Annotated in this window: 11 protein-coding genes and 2 pseudogenes; 8 read left to right on the top strand and 5 right to left on the bottom strand. The window is 68.5% G+C overall.

The features are described from left to right. Positions 1–27: 27 nt before the first annotated feature. A pseudogene (locus tag PNO31109_RS15445) lies at positions 28–658 on the top strand (amino acid ABC transporter permease); the annotation flags it as partial. 225 nt (positions 659–883) lie between these two features. Here PNO31109_RS15445 and PNO31109_RS15440 read toward each other — a convergent pair. After that, positions 884–3,172 (bottom strand): NADP-dependent malic enzyme, encoded by a 2,289-nt coding sequence (locus PNO31109_RS15440; RefSeq protein ID WP_150556357.1) that lies wholly within the window; start codon positions 3,170–3,172, stop codon positions 884–886. A gap of 203 nt (positions 3,173–3,375) precedes the next feature. Between PNO31109_RS15440 and PNO31109_RS15435 the strand changes: the two genes are divergently transcribed. Both PNO31109_RS15435 and PNO31109_RS15430 read left to right on the top strand, forming a co-directional pair. Further along, on the top strand, positions 3,376–4,344 hold the full coding sequence (locus PNO31109_RS15435; RefSeq protein WP_150556460.1) for a LysR family transcriptional regulator: 969 nt from the start codon (positions 3,376–3,378) through the stop codon (positions 4,342–4,344). A gap of 231 nt (positions 4,345–4,575) precedes the next feature. Further along, positions 4,576–5,832: an autotransporter strand-loop-strand O-heptosyltransferase gene (locus tag PNO31109_RS15430; RefSeq protein ID WP_150556356.1), complete on the top strand. Its 1,257-nt coding sequence runs from the start codon at positions 4,576–4,578 to the stop codon at positions 5,830–5,832. A 43-nt stretch (positions 5,833–5,875) separates the two neighbouring features. Here PNO31109_RS15430 and PNO31109_RS15425 read toward each other — a convergent pair whose 3' ends face one another. Then, positions 5,876–6,892: a transporter gene (locus PNO31109_RS15425; protein ID WP_150556355.1), complete on the bottom strand. Its 1,017-nt coding sequence runs from the start codon at positions 6,890–6,892 to the stop codon at positions 5,876–5,878. Positions 6,893–7,213: 321 nt separating this feature from the next. Between PNO31109_RS15425 and ppk2 the strand changes: the two genes are divergently transcribed. Further along, positions 7,214–8,134, top strand: coding sequence for a polyphosphate kinase 2 (gene ppk2 / locus PNO31109_RS15420; protein ID WP_150556354.1), 921 nt, complete (start codon positions 7,214–7,216; stop codon positions 8,132–8,134). A gap of 69 nt (positions 8,135–8,203) precedes the next feature. On the opposite strand, the gene PNO31109_RS15415 is transcribed toward ppk2, so the two are convergent. Both PNO31109_RS15415 and PNO31109_RS15410 read right to left on the bottom strand, forming a co-directional pair. Next, the gene (locus tag PNO31109_RS15415; protein WP_150556353.1) at positions 8,204–9,586 is read right to left on the bottom strand and encodes an ATP-binding protein; all 1,383 of its coding nucleotides are present in this window, start codon (positions 9,584–9,586) and stop codon (positions 8,204–8,206) included. 179 nt (positions 9,587–9,765) lie between these two features. Next, a pseudogene (locus PNO31109_RS15410) lies at positions 9,766–10,476 on the bottom strand (response regulator); the annotation flags it as partial. A gap of 591 nt (positions 10,477–11,067) precedes the next feature. Here PNO31109_RS15410 and PNO31109_RS15405 point away from each other — a divergent pair. From PNO31109_RS15405 to PNO31109_RS15390, 4 genes are all read left to right on the top strand, one after another. Next, positions 11,068–11,637 carry a BON domain-containing protein gene (locus PNO31109_RS15405; RefSeq protein WP_150556351.1) on the top strand — a complete coding sequence of 190 codons (570 nt, stop codon included), beginning with the start codon at positions 11,068–11,070 and terminating at the stop codon, positions 11,635–11,637. 310 nt (positions 11,638–11,947) lie between these two features. After that, entirely contained in the window at positions 11,948–13,105 is a 1,158-nt protein-coding gene (macA, locus tag PNO31109_RS15400) for a macrolide transporter subunit MacA (RefSeq protein WP_150556350.1), read from the top strand. Beyond that, positions 13,102–15,237, top strand: coding sequence for a MacB family efflux pump subunit (locus PNO31109_RS15395; protein ID WP_150556349.1), 2,136 nt, complete (start codon positions 13,102–13,104; stop codon positions 15,235–15,237). Before macA ends, PNO31109_RS15395 begins: the two co-directional genes overlap by 4 nt. Positions 15,238–15,344: 107 nt before the next feature. Then, positions 15,345–16,871 carry an efflux transporter outer membrane subunit gene (locus PNO31109_RS15390; protein WP_150556348.1) on the top strand — a complete coding sequence of 509 codons (1,527 nt, stop codon included), beginning with the start codon at positions 15,345–15,347 and terminating at the stop codon, positions 16,869–16,871. A gap of 16 nt (positions 16,872–16,887) precedes the next feature. Here PNO31109_RS15390 and PNO31109_RS15385 read toward each other — a convergent pair. Next, positions 16,888–17,413 (bottom strand): Rossmann-fold NAD(P)-binding domain-containing protein (locus tag PNO31109_RS15385; protein ID WP_244958186.1); only part of this gene is annotated, 526 nt, incomplete at its 5' end.

The following is a 17,413-nucleotide window of genomic DNA, read 5'->3' as shown; positions in this document are numbered from 1 at the left end:
ACAGACGTCGCCCTTCAGGACGCCCCCATGAACGCCCGCGCCGTACTCGACAACCTGCCCTATCTGCTGTGGGGTGACTTTCCCGACGGCCCGCTCGCGGGCGCCGCACTCACGCTCGTGCTCGCCAGCGTGAGCGCCGTCGCCTCCGGCGCGCTGGGTCTGGCCGGCGGCATCGCGCTCGCCATGCTGGCGGGCCCGGCCCGCTGGGCGCTCACGCTCCTCATCGGCTTCTTTCGCGCCATTCCGGTCCTGATGCTGATTTTCTGGACGTACTTTCTGCTGCCGATCCTCTTTGGCGTGAACGTGCCGGGCCTTGCCACCGTCGCCTGCGCGCTGGCGCTGATCGGTGGCGCCTATCTGTCGCACACCGTGCATGCCGGAATTCGCGGCGTGGGTGTCGCCCAGTGGCAGGCCGGCATGTCGCTCGGGCTCACGCGCGTGCAAACATTGCGCCACGTCGTGCTGCCGCAGGCGCTGCGTATCATGACGCCGTCGTTTATCAATCAATGGGTGTCGCTGGTGAAGGACACCTCGCTCGCCTACATCGTCGGCGTGGCGGAGCTTTCCTTTGTCGCGACACAGGTCAACAGCCGCCTGATGGTCTATCCGGCGGAAGTGTTCGCGTTCGTGGCGCTGATCTATTTCGTGATGTGCAGCGTGCTGGCGTGGCTTTGCACGACGCTGCTCGGCAAGCCGCCAAGGCCGCATGCGCGGCAGGACGCGGCGACGCAAACGACACGGCCCCGGACACGGCCCCGGCAAGGCTGGCGGCGCCTCGTGGCGACGCGCGCGTCAGGCCTGCCGGGGCTGCAAGAAATCGCGAAACGCCATCGGGCGCGCCGCGCCGCCGGTGAGCTGGCCGAGCGCGAGCCGCGCCCGGACTTCAGTCACGATTGGCCTGGATGACGGTAAGCGCGGTCATGTTGATGATGCGGCGCACGGTCGAGCTCGACGTCAGCACGTTGACCGGTGCGCCCACTCCCAGCAGGAACGGCCCCACGGCCACGTTGCTGCCCGCGCCCGTCTTGAGCAGGTTGTAGGCGATGTTGCCCGAGTCCACGTTCGGGCACACCAGCAGATTGGCGGCGCCCTTGAGTCGCGACTGCGGCAGGATGCGGCTGCGCAGCGCCTCGTCGAGCGCGCAGTCGCCGTGCATTTCACCGTCGATCTCGAGCTCCGGCGCCTGCGCCGTCACCATCTCCAGTACGCGGCGCATCTTCGTGCCCGAAGCCGCGCTGCCCGAGCCGAAGTTCGAGCGCGAGAGCAGCGCGACCTTCGGGTTGAGGTTGAGCCACGACATCTGCCTGGCGGCCGCCAGCGTGAACTCGGCGATCTGCTCGGCGCTCGGATCGTCGTTGACGTGCGTGTCCACCAGCGCCACGGTGCGCTTGTCGAGCAGCAGGATGTTCATCGCGGCATACGTGTTGGCGCCCGGCTGCTTGCCGATCACTTCGTCCACGAAGCGCAAATGATCGTGGTACGCACCCACGGTGCCGCAGATCATCCCGTCGGCGTCGCCCAGGCGAACCATCATCGCGCCGATGAGCGTGAGTCGGCGGCGCATCTCCACGCGCGCCATTTCCTTGGTGATGCCGTCGCGGCAGCGCAGCTCCCAGTAGCTCGTCCAGTATTGATGGAAGCGCTCGTCGTAGTACGGATTCGTGACTTCGACGTCTTCGCCCAGACGCAGGCGCAGACCGAATTTCTCGATGCGGGCGAGCAGCACTTCAGGGCGGCCCACGAGGATCGGGCGCGCCAGCTTCTCGTCGACGATCACCTGCACGGCGCGCAGCACGCGCTCTTCCTCGCCTTCGGCGAACACGATGCGCGCCTTGCCGCCGTCGCGCACGAGCTGCTTGGCCGCCGAGAAGATCGGCTTCATGAACGCGCCCGAGTGATACACGAACTGCTGCAGCTGATCGGCGTAGGCGTCGAAGTCGGCGATCGGGCGCGTGGCGACGCCGTCTTCCATCGCGGCCCGCGCCACGGCCGGCGCGATACGCACGATCAGGCGCGAATCGAACGGCTTCGGAATCAGGTACTCCGGCCCGAACGACAGATCGTAGGCGCCGTAGGCGCTCGCCACGGAATCGTTCGGCTCTTCCTGCGCCAGGCCGGCGATCGCGTGCACCGCGGCAATTTCCATGTTGCGCGTGATCGTGGTCGCGCCCACGTCGAGCGCGCCGCGGAAGATGTACGGGAAACACAGCACGTTGTTGACCTGGTTCGGGAAATCCGAACGGCCGGTGGCGAGCACCACGTCCTCGCGCGCGGCGCGGGCGTCCTGCGGGAAGATCTCCGGGGTCGGGTTGGCCAGCGCCAGGATCAGCGGACGAGCCGCCATGGTCAACAGCATTTCCGGCTTGAGCACGCCGCCGGCCGACAGACCGAGGAACACGTCGGCGCCTTCGATCACCTCGGCGAGCGTGCGCTTGTCGGTCTTCTGCGCGAAGCGGGCCTTGTCCGGGTCCATGCCGACGGTGCGGCCCTCGTACACCACGCCGTCGATATCGGTGACCCACACGTTCTCGATCGGCAGACCGAGCTCGAGCATCAGCTCAAGACAGGCGAGCGCGGCCGCGCCGGCGCCCGAGGTCACCACCTTGACCTCGCGGATGTCCTTGCCCACGACCTTCAGGCCGTTGATGAACGCGGCGCTCACGGTGATGGCGGTGCCGTGCTGGTCGTCGTGGAAGACGGGGATCTTCATCCGTTCGCGCAGCTTGCGCTCGACGGTGAAGCACTCCGGCGCCTTGATGTCTTCGAGGTTGATGCCGCCAAAGGTCGCTTCGAGGCTGGCAATGATGTCGACGAGCTTGTCCGGGTCGCTCTCGGTGATCTCGATGTCGAACACGTCGATCCCGGCGAACTTCTTGAAGAGGACGGCCTTGCCTTCCATGACGGGCTTGGAGGCGAGCGCGCCGATGTTGCCCAGCCCCAGCACGGCCGAGCCGTTGGTGATCACGCCGACGAGGTTGCCGCGGCCGGTGTACTTGAACGACGCCGACGGATCGCTCGCAATCTCCTGGCACGGCAGCGCGACGCCCGGGGTGTAGGCGAGCGCCAGATCGCGCTGGGTGACGAGCGGCTTGCTGGCCGTCACCGAGATCTTGCCCGGCGTCGGGAACTGGTGGTACTCCAGGGCGGCCTGTTGGTCGTTGGTGGTGCTCATGGCGTGTCGTCCTCGTTGAATGTCTCGGCTCCGGCATGCGCTGCGGCCGTTCTGGCGACGGCTGTCGCGCTGGCGCATCGGAGGTGAGGCCATTCTAGGCAGCCCCCAGCGGGGGGCGATTCTGAATTACTATGGGGGCATCATGTTTTTGTTATAAGCCCCGTGCATCGGGGGTTTCAGAGGATTGGGGACAGATGGGCGCGGTGCCTTTCGATACGGGGGAAGTGGTCCGGCGGCTGACGACTCGGCTCAAGATGCGCCATCTCGTGCTGTTGCTGCAGATCCAGCAGCACGGGTCGCTGACACGGGTCGCTGAGCACATGGCGACGAGCCAGCCCGCCGTCACGAGCGCCCTGGCCGAACTCGAGAGCATGCTCGGCGGCCCGCTCTTCGACCGCACCCCGCGCGGCATGACGCCGACCCCGCTGGGCGAAGTCGTCCTCGCCCGCGCGCAGGCCATGGTGCACGACCTGGACCACCTCACACGCGACATCGAGGCCGTGATGGCCGGGCATGCGGCGCGGCTGCACGTTGGCGTGATCCCCTACATCTCCGGCAAGACGCTCGCCGCCGCCATCCAACAAACGCTCGCCCAGATCCCGCAGCGGCTGACCGTCACCCTCCACGAAGGGACCAGCGACGCGCTCATGGCGCAATTGCGTGATCACACGCTCGACGTCGTGATCGGTCGCGCAGCGGCCAGCGTCGACCTCGCGCAAGTGCAGTTCGAAGTACTTCACCACCAGATGCCGCGCGTGGTCGCCAGCCGGCGGCTGGCCGCCCGGCTCGGGCGCAGCGCCCCGGTCTGGTCGCAATTGGCCGAGCTCGACTGGGTGATGGGCGCGCCCCACACCCCCATGCGCGACCAGCTCTCGGATCTGTTCCTGCATGCGGGGGTGGTGCCGCCGGTGCCCATCGTCGAGAGTTTTTCGTCGCGGCTCACCGGCGAATTGCTGGCAAGCAGCGAGCGGGCCGTGTCGCTGTTGCCCGCCGACATTGCCGAAGAGCTCGTGCGCATCGCCGGCGTGGCCATCGTGCCGTGGTCGCTCACATGGACGCTGCCGCCTGTGGCCATGTTCACGCGCCGCGAGAATCCGCGCGACATTCACCGCCGGTTCACGCAGGCGCTGCGCGCCCAGTATCAGGGGATGGCCGACGGCGCGGGCGCCTGAATCGGCCCCGCGCCGCGCGAGCCGCCGGTCCCGGATCGATCCGGGACGGGCGGCGGCCTGCATGGAAAGGTCCGGAAGGGGACGGAAAGGTCGGGAAAGATCGGGAGAGGTCGTCTGCCGCGACCACGGCGCCCCCACCGTCCCCCACGTCGCCCAATTTCCTGAATTGAGCCCTTTTCGGCGCGCTTGCCCGGCGATTGCTCCCGTGCGCCGGAGGGTAAGGTGTCATCCATGAATGAAGCCGCCCCCGTCCCGATGTCCGCCGATGTCCCGAGCGCCGCGCCTCGTCCGGCGCCCACGCCATTCGCGCGCTCGCCGGGCCAGATCTTCCTCTCGCCCGCGCTGCTGCCCACGCAGGTTGGCCCGGCGGGCCTGCGCTACGACTTCAACGACGGCGCTCGCGTCGTCATTCCCGACTTCGGCCAGCCCCTGCCGTGGCGCGTGCGCCTGAGCGATCTGCGCGACGACACCACGGTTGCCGACGTGTCGCTGTCCTGCGGCGTCGTGCGCAGCCCGGCGAAGTACTTCGTGCCGTATGGCATCACCATCTGGCTCAACGACGTCGTGGTGTTCGAGCACCGCTACGATGCCCGCGACCGGGACGTGCTCGTCCAGTTCCCGCTCGCCGCGCTCGGCGACGTGCTCGGCTGGCTGCCGTATGCGCTGCGGTTTGCGAGCGTGCACGGCTGCCGCCTCGCGTGCGTGGTCACGCCGGCGGTGGCCGCGCTCTTTCGCGATGCCTATCCCGAAGTGGACTTCGTGGCGCAGGAGGACGTGGAGCGCCGCAAGTACTACGCCACGTACAACGTGGGCCTGTTCTTCGACGACAAGGCGCTCGTCGAGCAGCCGCGCGACTTTCGCGAAACGGGACTGCATCGCACGGCGGCTCACATCCTGGGCGTCGACGACGCCGAGGCGCCGGCGAGAACCGCGCTGCCAGACGCGTCCCGGCCAATGGCGGCCCGTTACGTTTGCATTGCGGTGCAAAGCACGGCGCAGTGCAAGTACTGGAACCATCCGGGCGGCTGGGACGCCGTCGTGGCGGGGCTGCGCGAGCGCGGCCTGCAGGTCGTGTGCATCGACCAGAAGGCGCGGCACGGCAAAGGCGACTTCTGGCAGGCGATTCCGGAAGGGGCCATCGACGCGACGGGGGACTTGCCGCTCACCGAGCGCGCGCGCTGGCTCAGGCACGCGAGCGCCTTCGTCGGCTTGTCGAGCGGCCTGTCATGGCTGGCGTGGACGATGGGCACGCCGACCGTGCTGATTTCGGGCTTCACGCTGCCGCACAACGAATTTGCAACGCCGTACCGCGTGATCTCCGAGGGCGTATGCACGGGCTGCTGGCACGATCCGGCGCTGCGCTACAACCACGACGATTTCCACTGGTGCCCGCGCCACAAGGGCACGCCGCGCGCGTTCGAGTGCACGCGCGCCATTCATCCCGCCCAGGTGCTCGCCGCCTTCGATCGGATACCGGGGGTGCGATGACGGGACGGGCGCGGCAGCTCGCCCGACGCGCGCGCGACGGCGCTCAGTCGGGCCGGCGGCGAAACGCCCACCATCCCGCCGCCGCCGTACCGGTCGCGACAAGCGCCACCAGTACCCAGAACCCATGCGGGTGATCGGCCAGCGGAATGCCGCCCACGTTCATGCCGAAGAAGCCCGCCACGATATTGATCGGCAAGGCGAGAACGGTGACGACCGTCAGCGTGTAGATGGTGCGGTCCGTGCGCTCGCTCACCATGGCCGCGATTTCCTCCTGCAGCAGCTTGATGCGTTCGAGCAGCGCCGACAGGTCGTTGAGCACCACCGCGAATTCTTCGGTCGCCTGGCGAAACTCCTGCACGTCTTCCGCATGCCCCCATGCCGGAGGTCGGCTCAGCAGCCGGAATAGCGCCGCCGGCTCGGGCGCGAGCAGCCGCTGCAGGCGCACGAGCACCCGCCGCAACGAGCCCAGGTCCGCGCGGTTGCTCTCCACGCGTTGCTGCAACAGCCGGTCCTCGACCGTGTCGACGCGCCCGCTCGTCTCTCGCACGATGCGCTCGAGCACGTCCGCCTGGTCGCGCAGCAAATGCACGAGCAGCGCCAACGGCGAGCGAAACGCATCGCCGCGCTTGACCGACGCGCGCAGCTTGTCGATCGACCGCAACGGCTTCACGCGCCCGGTCACGAGCAGCCGCGCGTTGGCGGCCACGCGAAGCGTCGAAATCTCGGACTGCGCGATGTCGAACGCGAAGATCACATCGTTGATGACCGCGAGCAGCCAGTCGTCGGAGTGCTCGATGCGCGTGGAGCGCGAGCCTTCGCCGAGACTCTCGTAGAATTCGCCGGGCAACGCGAGATGCTGCTGCAGCCACTTCTCGCATGCGGCGTGCGCGAAGTTGAAATGCAGCCACAGGAAACCGTCGGCCCGCTCGCCTTGCGCCAGCCAGGCGAGCGCATCGCCGGAGTCGACCGGCTCGGGCGCCGCGCCTTCGGTAAAGCGATAGCCATAGATCAGGCCCGCCTGGTCGCAGCCGTAAGCGTTATGGATCAGATCAGCGAACATGCGCGCGGCGTCCTGGCGAAACGAGGGGAGATGGCGGAAATCGCCTGCATGGCGGTGATGGGATTTGGCATCATGGCAATGTCATATTTCACTTTCGTGACAATTCACGCCGCTTGCCCGCAGCCGCCGGATCGGCGCGGGCGTCCGCCCGGCGGGGCCCGGCCCCGGGACTGCGCCGCCGGATGTGCCGCCGGATGTGCCGCAACGCCATGCGATTGTCATAAAAACGTCGCATACTTGGGGTGCCTCGCCGAGCGCACCTTTCGTTGTCCGCCGCCCGCGGGCGCCCATTGTGATTTCTGGCCGCAAGAGACCGTCGCCATGACCCCATTCGATTCCGACGCCGACCACGACGCCTCGATCGCGCGCCGCTTGCAGGACGACCTCATCGACAGCTACGACGAGGAAATCGAGATGGAGATCGACGATCTCCGCCTGCCCGGCCTGAACGATCTGGGCGATAGCGCCCGCAACGACCGTCTGCACTACTTCCGCGAACTCTTCCGCCTGCAGGGCGAGCTCGTCAAACTGCAGGACTGGGTGATTCGCAGCCGCCACCGGATCGTGGTGATCTTCGAAGGCCGCGACGCCGCCGGCAAGGGCGGTGCCATCAAGCGAATCACGCAGCGCCTGAATCCGCGCGTATGCCGCGTGGCCGCACTGCCCGCGCCCAACGATCGCGAACGCACGCAGTGGTACTTCCAGCGCTACGTCCAGCACCTGCCCGCGGCCGGCGAGATGGTGCTGTTCGACCGCAGTTGGTACAACCGCGCCGGCGTGGAACATGTGATGGGCTTCTGCACCGAGGACGAGTACGAGGAGTTCTTCCGCTCGGTGCCCGAATTCGAAAAGATGCTCGTGCGAAGCGGTATCCAGATCGTCAAGTACTGGTTCTCGATTTCGGACGAAGAACAGGAAGCGCGCTTTCTCGCGCGCATCCAGGACCCGCTCAAGCAATGGAAGCTGAGCCCGATGGATCTGGAGAGCCGGCGCCGCTGGGAGAGCTACACGCGCGCCAAGGAAGTGATGCTCGAGCGCACGCACATCCCGGAAGCGCCGTGGTGGGTCGTGCAGGCCGACGACAAGAAGCGCGCGCGGCTGAACTGCATCCACCATCTGCTCGCACAGGTGCCGTATCACGACGTGGAGCGCCCCCCCGTGGTATTGCCCGAGCGCGCCCGCAGCGAAGACTACATGCGCCAGCCCGTGCCCGACACGATGATCGTGCCGGAGATCTACTGACGGTATCGCCAACGATATCGCTGACGATATCGGGACGAAGCGTCCAACGCTTCGCGCGCCGCACGCGGATTACACCGCCGTCGTCCGGGCCGACGCCACGGAGGCCGTGGTGGCGGTGGCGACTGTGGCGACGGTGGTGGCCGTGGGCGTTGCAGTGGGCACGCGCAACACGACGCGCAGCCCGCCCTGCGGCGCGCGCCCCACGCGGACCGCGCCGCCCAGCCCTTCCACCAGCCGCACGACCAGCGCGAGGCCGAGGCCGCAATGGCCCTCGCCGCCGCGCGACGCATCGAGCCGCACGAACGGCCGCATGGCAAGCGCCACCTGATCGTCCGGAATGCCCGCGCCGCAATCGCTCACTTCGATGCACCCCATGTCCGCTTCACGCCACGTTGCCAGACGCACCGGCGGCTCGCCATGCTCGAGCGCGTTGTCCACGAGGTTGGACATCACACGGTCGAGCAGCGTGCGCGGCAGCATGAAATCGGGCCCCGCGCGCAGATCGCGCACGAAGAGCGAGGCGCCGTCACCCGTGGGCGACGCCGTGGCCGTGGCCCTGTCGGCGGCCGTGTCGTCGGCGGGAAATTGCGCCTCCAGGAAGGCGTCGACGCTCACGAGCGGGCTGGTGTCGTGCTCGTCCCGTGCATAGGCGAGGAACTGCTGGACAATGTGATCGATGGACGCGATGTCGCGCGCGAAGCCATCGCGCGACACGTCGTTTTCGATGAGATCGGCGCGCAGGCGCAGCCGCGTGAGCGGCGACTTCAGATCGTGAGCAATGCCCGCGAGCATGATCGCCTGATTGTCTTCGGCTTGCGCGAGCCGCCTGGCCATGTCGTTGAACGCATGTGCGAGATCGCGCAGTTCATGCGGTCCCTGCTCGGGCAGCGACGCCGGGCGGCGTCCCCGCGCGATCGCCCGCGCGGCCTGCGCCACGCGCGAGATGGGCCGCTGCATCTGCCAGGCGACGAGCACGGCGAGCAGCACGGCGCCGAGCAGAATGCCCGCCGTCTCACGCACGAACGGCGGCATCGGCGGCAACTCCATCCCGATCACGATCCACTCGTCGTGCTGCGGCAGCAAGACCCACAGGGTGCCGCGCTTGCCTTGCTCGCGCAGATGCAGTTGCGTGCCCGGCGGCAAGTGCGAGCGCAGCTCGTTGCGCAGCCGGTCGCCGCGCGCATCGTTGGGCTTGTCGGCGAATGTCGGCGCCTCGGCCAGCGGCACCCGGCGCAGGCCGTGCGGCGGCGCGAGGCTGCCGGGATCCACGGCGCGCTGGTCCACGCTCTGAATGGCGACGAGCAGGCCGCGCGCGAAGCCGTCGACTTGCTGACGTGGGCGCTGGTAGAACACCAGCGCGCTCCACACGAGGTGCATGACGAGCAAAACGGCAATGCCCAGACCCGCCATGCGCGCGAACAACGTATCGCGCAGCAGCCAACGCAGTCTCACGCAGCAGACTCCCGCCAGCCGCGCGCCGCGCGCTTGCCCGCCGCGGCAGGGGCCGCAAGGGCCATGCCGTCGTCGCCGTCCTGCCCCACGCCGCCCGTGCCCCCCATGCCACCCGTGCCCCCCATGCCGCCCATGCCACCGAGACTGCCGGACGGCTCCCGCGCGTCGGCGCTCGCATCCCCGGACAGCTCGCCGCCCGGCACGAAAACGTAGCCCTTGCCGCGAATCGTCTGGATGTAGCGCGGCTCGGACGGATCGGCTTCGATGAGACGCCGCAGCCGCCACACCGGCACGTCGAGGCTGCGATCGCGGAACGTGATGCCATCGCCGTACAGCATGGCGTGCAGCTTCACACGCGGGAGCACCTGCATCGGGTGCTGCGTGAATGCCTTGAGCATGGCGAACTCCGTGTCGCGCAGCGGCAGACGCTCGCCCTCGCGCTGCAGCGTGCGCAGCGTGTAGTCGAGCTCGAACGGGCCGAAGCGGTAGGGTGCGCGGGCGTCGGGCGCGCTGGCCGCCACCGGTCCGCGGCGGCGCAGCACCGCGTGGATGCGCGCGAGCAGCTCGCGCGTGTCGAACGGCTTGACGAGATAGTCGTCGGCGCCCAGTTCCAGCCCGAGCGCCCGGTCAAGCGGGCCGCCGCGTGCGGACAGCATGATCACCGGAATGTCTTCGCCGGCGGCGCGCAGATCCTGCAGCGCGCGCAGCCCGTCGCGCTCCGGCATCATGATGTCGAGCAGAATCACCGACGGACGCTCGAGCTCGAGCCGGCGCAGCAGCGAAGCCCCGTTGTGCAGCACCGAGACCTGCATGCCGTTGGCATGCAGCAATTCGCGCAGCAGGTCGCGCACGACGGGATCGTCGTCGACCAGAAGAACATGCAGACTCATGAAGCTCTCTCGGTAATTTACGTTTGGCGAGGTTCGCGCGGCCCCTGCGACAGCTTCACGGCGCTGTCCTGAGTGAGGCCGGCAGGCGCCGGCGCGGTCGAAAGCGCACGCAGCGCGTTCGTATATCTATCGGGCGACGACGCGGCACGCCGAGTGCCCACCGTCGCGGCCTTTCCCTGACCCGGCAAACGCCAGGCCCGATGCAGCGCCGAACCCGGCGCACCAATGCCTGAAGACATGGTTCGTGCTCCCTTGGTGTCGAAGTACACCGGAGTCTGCCCCCGCGTCCGCTCGGGCGTTGACCGAAGCATCTTATAGAATGGCGTCCAATCCTTATTTCAGAAAGGATCGGTAAGGTGCGCCGATGCCTGCCCTGCCCGCACCGGGAGTCATCAGCGTTCGCGAAACCGAAATTTCGGCGACGTTGGCGGATATAGCGCGCAATTATAGCCATTTTCGCGCCGCCCCCTCGGCGTCACCGCGCCGTGGGCGCCGACCGTCCAGACCATGGGAGGCCATGTGCGTCATAGGCGCGGTGCAATCTTCACACTGTGCAGCCGGCTGGCCGCCGCCGCGGCCGCGAGCCTGGGCATGACGGCAACTGCCCAGGGCGCGCCGAACGCCTTGCCCGGCGGGGCCTCGGCGCCGCCCACGTCGGCTTTCGCCGCGCCCGCCCCGGACGAATTACGCAATTTCGGCCACGATCCCTTTCTCCACATTTCCATGGCGATCGCCGATTGCCCCGCACCGCTCGGGCCCGCCATGCGTGAATCGGACTGGCTTGCCAACGCCCATCACCGCATCGAGAAAGGCAATCACTGCTGGCTCGAAGGGCGCTGCCGGCTGTCCAACAGCTATCGATACGACGCGGAGATCGCCGAAGCCGCGCAACGGCGGCTCTCGAGCATTGCTGCCGAGATTCCATGGGCCGCGCAGACGTCGCTCTGGCTCACGTTCGAGCGTCGGATCATCGTCGTCCAGGGCTGCGTCGCACCGAGCTTTGCCGTCGCGAAGTTCCTCAAGGCGCTGGGCGAGACGGCCGACGTAGAAGCCGTGGTCGACCAACTGGTGGTGCATCGACCCGGCACGCCGCTGCCGCGCCTGACCTACCCCACGCCGGCGCATCCCGAACTGCCGGCCGGCGCAAAGCCGCTGCCCTGACGGCAGCGCGCGCGGGCGAGTCTCGCTTCGGCGCTGCCGCGCCAAACACGCCTAACACGCCAAACACGCCTAACACGCCAGACACGCCGGAAGGATCTGACGGGAAAACGCCCCCAAGGAATCGAACGGAACAAGAAGACCGAATGGGCCGCCACACGCCGCCCATGTGCGCCCATGTCCGCCCATGTCCGCCCACGTCCATTCACGTCCGTTCACAAAGTCACAACAACAAAAAACAGTTTGCCGCCCCCTCTTTGATTAGGATCGCCAACACGTCCGCACCTTGCGGTATCCCGTTTTTTCGCGATCGATGACGCCTCTCCCGCTGTTTCGCCTCACGCGCCGCCGCAAGATTGGCGCGGCCATTCTCGTCGTGCTCTGCGGTATTGCCGTCTGGCAATGGCCGCGCCCGAAGCCGCCCGCATATCTGAGCGCCAGGGTCGTGCGCGCCGATCTGGAAGATGCGGTCCTCGCCACGGGCGTGCTCCAGCCGATCAAGCAGGTGGAAGTCGGCTCGCAGGCGAACGGCCAGTTGCGCTCGCTCAAGGTGGTGCTCGGCGATCGCGTGGCCAAAGGCCAGTTGCTGGCCGAGATCGATCCGACCTCCAGCGACAACGACCTGCGCGAAGCGACCGCCGGACTCTCGACGCTCGCGGCCGACCGCCGTGCCAAATCGCTTCGCTTCGCGCAGGCAGAGCGCGAGCTCGCGCGTCAACGCCTGCTCGCGCACGACGACGCCACCTCGCCGCGCGAGCTGGAGAAGGCGCGCACCGAACGCGATGCGCTTGCGGCCGAGCTCGAGTCGCTCGACTCGCAGATTCGCCAACAGAACGTGAAGGTCGACAAGGCGCGCACGAACCTGTCGTACACACGCATTACCGCACCGCTCAATGGCACGGTCACCGCCATCACCACGCAGGAAGGGCAGACGGTCACGGCGATCTATCAGATTCCGACGATTCTCAAGATCGCCGACCTCTCGATGATGACGGTCCGCGCGCAGGTCTCCGAGGCGGACGTCGTGCGCGTGCGCGAGGGCCAGCACGTGTACTTCACGATCCTCGGCGCCCCCGAGACGCGCTACGAAGGCAAGCTGCGCGTGATCCAGCCCTCGCCCGAGAAAATCAACAACGCCATCTTCTTCAACGCCTTGTTCGATGTGCCGAACCCGCATGGCGTGCTGCGCCCCGACATGACGGCGCAGGTGTCGATCGTGCGGGCGCGCATCGAAAAGGCGCTCGCGTTCCCGTCGGTGGCGCTCGGCGAGAAGCGCGCCGACGGCCGCTATCGCGTTCGGGTGCTCGATGCGAGGGGCAACGCACACGTGCGCTGGGTGAAGGTGGGGCTCGACAACCGTCTCATGGCGCAGGCGCTCGACGGCCTGACCGAAGGCGAGCGCGTGGTGACGGCCGATCCGACCGACGCGCCGCCGCCAGGCGCCACCCCCGACTCGGGAGGCATTCTGTGACGCGCGCCGGCGAACCGCTGCTGCGTCTCGCAGGCGTCTGCCGCACCTTCGGCGAGGGCGCGAGCGCGGTCACGGTCTTGCGCGACGTCGACCTTGTGATTCGCCGCGCGGAGATGGTCGCGATCATGGGGCCGTCCGGCTCCGGCAAGTCGACGCTGATGAACGTGCTCGGTTGCCTCGACCGCGCGAGCGCGGGCCGCTACGAGATCGACGGGCGCGACGTGGCCTCGCTCGCCGACGACGCCCTCGCCCGCCTGCGCCGCGAGTATTTCGGTTTCATCTTCCAGCGCTATCACCTGATGGGGCATCTCACGGCGCAGGGCAATGTCGAAGTGCCGGCCGTGTACGCCGGCACGCCGAAGCCCTCGCGCGCGGCGCGCGCGGCAGCGCTGCTCGAGCGTCTGGGCCTCGGCGCGCATGTGTCGCACCGCCCGGCGCAGATGTCGGGCGGCCAGCAGCAGCGCGTGAGCATTGCCCGTGCACTGATGAACGGCGGCGACATCATCCTCGCGGACGAGCCCACCGGCGCGCTCGACAGCCGCAGCGGCCTCGAAGTCATGCAGATCCTGCGCGAGCTCCATGCGCGCGGGCACACGATCATTCTCGTGACGCACGACCCGGGCGTGGCGGCGTGGGCGCAGCGCGTCATCGATATCGCGGACGGGCGCATCGTGCGCGATCGCATCAACGAGACACCGCCCGTGAGCGAGGCCGACGGCGCCGCGCGTCGCGATCGCAAGCCGGGCCGCGCCGCAGAGGAGGCGTGGGGCGTCGGATCGGGTGACGTAGGCGGCGGCATGAGCGGTGACGTGAACCGCGACGTGAGCGGTGACGTGAACCGCGACGTCGTCACCGCGCCGCGCGCCGGCCAGCCGCAGCAGCAGCAGCAGCAGCAGCCGCAGCAGCAGCCGCGGCGGCGGCCCTGGCTGGCCGGCTGGCCCACTTTCTCGGAGAGCCTGGCGATGGCGTGGCACGCGCTCGCGTCGCACCGGCTGCGCACCGGGCTCACGATGCTCGGTATCGTCATCGGCATCACGTCCGTCGTATCGCTCTCGGCGATCGGCGAAGGCACGAAGCGGCGCGTGATCGACGACATCGGCAGCATCGCGCCGAACACCATCACGGTGCTGCGCGGCAAGGATTTCAACGACGACAAGGCCGCCGAGATTCGCACGCTGCTGCCGCGCGACGCCGCGCTGCTCGCCGCGCAGCCCTACACCGACAGCGTGTCGCCGCAGATCGGCCCGCGCACGATACGTGTGCGCTTCGGGCGGCTCGACACGGACGCGCAGGTGCATGGCGAAGGCGCCGACTTCCTGCGCGCGAACGGGCTCAAGCTCGCGCGCGGCCGCAGTTTCGACGCCAAGGAGATCGAGCGTCAGGCACAAGTCGCCGTAATCGGCGAGAACGCGCTCAGAAAGCTCATGCCCAACGGCGGCGATCCCATCGGACAGATCGTGCTCGCGGGATCGCTGCCGCTGCGCATCATCGGCGTGATACGCGACAAGTCGTCGATGTTCGTGAGCCGCTCGCTCAACGTGTATGTGCCGTGGACGACGGTCGCCAGCCGCCTGTCGGGGCAGCAGCATCTCGAATCGATCACCGTGCGCGTGGTCGACGGCCATCCGCCGGCCGCCGCCGAAGCCGGGATCATCCGCGTGCTCACACACGCGCACGGCCAGAAGGACTTCTTCACGTTCAACATGGACACGATCGTGAAGTCGATCTCCCGCACGAGCCAGATGCTCACGCTGCTGCTCTCGTTCGTGGCGCTCATCTCGCTGGTCGTCGGCGGCATCGGCGTCATGAACATCATGCTGGTGTCGGTCACCGAGCGCACGCGCGAGATCGGCATCCGGCGGGCAATCGGCGCACGCCGTCAGGACATCCTGCGACAGTTCCTCATCGAAGCGGTGCTCGTATGCCTGATGGGCGGCGCCGTCGGCGTGGCGCTGTCGTATGTCATCGGCCGGCTCGTGACGCTGTTCGTGCCGCAGATCGCCGTGGTGTTTTCCGTGAGCACGTTTGTCGCGGCCGTGGCGTGCGCGAGCGCCATCGGTATGGCAAGCGGCTGGTGGCCCGCGCGCAGCGCGGCACGGCTCGATCCCGTCGACGCGCTGGCTCGTGAGTGATTTTGCCCCCCAACCGTCCCGTGGCTCCCCCCTGTACAGCCCGGGGTGGTTTTTCAAACCCCGCGCGCGATTCGGTGTCGCGCGCGGGGGTCTTTTTGACAGATCTGATGATTCGCTCGACAGGATTGCCTCGCCCGCTTCACCACCTTCATCGCCTTCGGCGCGCTCGCCATGCCCTCGTCGCACGCGCGGCGGCGACGCTGCCCACGGCGGGCGCGTTCGCCGCCGCGGCACTCGTGTGCGGATGCAGTCTCACGCGCGCGACATACGAGCGCCCCGCCCTCGACATTCCCGCGCAGTATCAAGCGACGCTCGACGGCGCGGCGGCCGTTGCCGCGTCCCGATCCGTTGCCGGCGCGCCCGAGGCCGCCGACATCGACCCGTGGTGGCATGCGTTTCGCGATCCGGAGCTCGACACGCTCATTTCCCAGGCGCTGGCTGCCAATCCGGCCCTCGCCATCAAGGCGCTGCAAGCCGATCGCGACGCGCTGCAGGCCGGTCTCGCCGGCGCGAATCGATGGCCGCAGTTTTCGGCGTCCGTGACCGGATCGAAGTCGCGCGCGCTCGATGGCAATCGCGCCCCCTACAACGGGCAGACGCAGACGGTGTCGGGCGCGAGCGTCAGCATCACGTATGAGGTCGACGTCTGGAACAAGCTCGCGGCGCAGCGCGACGCCGCCCACTGGCAGGCCGCGGCGAGCGCATGGGACCGGCGTGCCGCCGCGCTCTCGCTATCGAGCCAGGTCGCGTCGCTGTACTGGCGCGTGGCGTATCTGAACGAGAACGTGTCGAGCGCACAGGAGGACCTGCGCGCCGCCGAACACGTCGTGGCGCTCGTCGAGGCGAAGCGCCGCGCCGGTGCGGTGTCGGGCATCGACCCGGTGCAGGCGCATCAGGATCGCGACGCGGTGGCAGGCGCGCTCGCCAATTGGGAGCGGCTGCGCGATGCGGCGCGGCACTCGCTTGCCGTGGCGCTCGGGCTGCCGCCGCAAACGCGGTTCGCCGAGAACGTGTCGCTGGCACAGGCGTACCTGCCGGAAGTCTCGCCCGGGCTGCCGGCGTCGCTGCTCGCGCGGCGCCCCGATCTGGCCGCCGCCGAGACGCGGGTGCGCGCACGGCTCGCCGACGTGGACGCGGCCAGGCTGTCCTTCTATCCGACGTTCACGCTCACGGGCACGGCCGGCACGACCAGCGATTCGCTCTCGCGGCTGCTCGCCAATCCCGTGGGCACGCTCGCCGCCACGATCGCGCTGCCATTCCTCCAGGTCCAGACGGCGCGCTTCACGACGGCCATCGCGCGCAATGATTACGAGCAGTCGGTGGCGTCGTTTCGCAACGCGCTGCTGAGCGCGTTGAACGAAGTGGAGGATGCGTTGACGGCGCGCGGGGCCACGGCGTCGCAATACGCGTCGCTCGCCAGGGCCGCCACGCTTGCGCAACGCGCGGCCGAACTCTCGGGCGCGCGTTACCGCGCCGGTGACATCGACCTGCAGAGCTGGCTCGACGCGCAGCGCCTCGCGCGCCAAGCCCGGCGCAACGCCGCGCAGTCGCGGCTCGATCAGATCGACGCCACGCTCACGCTCGTCAAGGCGCTGGGCGGGACATTGGGCGAGACGTTCGATAGCTCGCCGTGAGGCGCGGCGCGAGCGGTCATGGACGTTGCGGAGGAAGGGCGGCGAGCAGCGCGGCGACATCGGGGTACTTCAACCGGTAGCCAAGCTCGCGTTTGAGGCGCGCATTCGAGAGCCGTCGCGACTCCGACATGAACGAGAGCAACGTCGGCTCCAACACGCGCACGGCCGCCTCGCGCGAGACGCGCGGCGGGCGCGGCAGCCCGAATGCGTCGGCCACGCGATCGAAATACTCTCCCATGCGCCATTGCGTGTCGTCGCTCGCGTGTACGACGCGCTGCGGCTTGCCACGCCACATCGCGCGGATCAGGATCGCGGCGAGATCGTCAGCGTGAATATGGTTGGTGAAGACGTCGTCTTCCGGGCGAAGGGCGGGCGTGCCTCGTTGCAGGCGCGCCACCGGCAGGCGGTCCGCCGCGTAAATGCCCGGGATGCGAACGAGCGTGGTGCGCCACGGAGTTCGGGCGGGCGCGGGGCGTCGCCACGCTGCCTGCACCCCCGCGCCCGCGGGCGTCAGTCGGCGCGACGGGCCAGCCGCGAGCCAG

The sequence above is a fragment of the Pandoraea nosoerga genome, from assembly GCF_902459585.1.
Classification (GTDB): Bacteria; Pseudomonadota; Gammaproteobacteria; order Burkholderiales; family Burkholderiaceae; genus Pandoraea; species Pandoraea nosoerga.
Note: the sequence above shows the minus strand (reverse complement) of the source record. Positions and strands in the feature narration are given on the sequence as shown.